Source organism: Arcticibacter eurypsychrophilus (assembly GCF_001730525.1).
Taxonomy (GTDB): Bacteria; Bacteroidota; Bacteroidia; order Sphingobacteriales; family Sphingobacteriaceae; genus Arcticibacter; species Arcticibacter eurypsychrophilus.
Window position 1 is genome coordinate 1 of the sequence record NZ_MDFN01000084.1, and the last position, 288, is coordinate 288.

The window sequence follows — 288 nt, forward strand, 5'->3', positions numbered from 1 at the left end:
CGATGCTGAATAGTTCACAGAATACACTATACCTACATTAATGTTTTTTGTTGCTGAGCTCTGACCACATGCAGAGGTCATTGTCGCAAGCAAGGTTCCTGCTCCTCCGCTGACAGAGTTCACTGAAACTGAGGATGAAGTTGAATTACCAGGTATACTTATGCTCCCTGTTGCTGACCATTTAACGGTCATCCCTGATTGAATATTAACTTGATAGGTTGCAGACCCGCAAAAGGTTGAGGGGCCAGAAACTGTATAGGCTCCATCTGGTTGCGCAATACGTTGAAG

At 44.8% G+C, this 288-nt stretch carries 1 protein-coding gene; it reads right to left on the bottom strand.

Features of this window, described 5'->3' with window-relative positions:
- Positions 1 to 192: hypothetical protein (locus BFL47_RS19935; protein ID WP_211480994.1), on the bottom strand; the 192-nt coding region annotated here is incomplete at its 3' end.
- Positions 193 to 288: the final 96 nt, after the last annotated feature.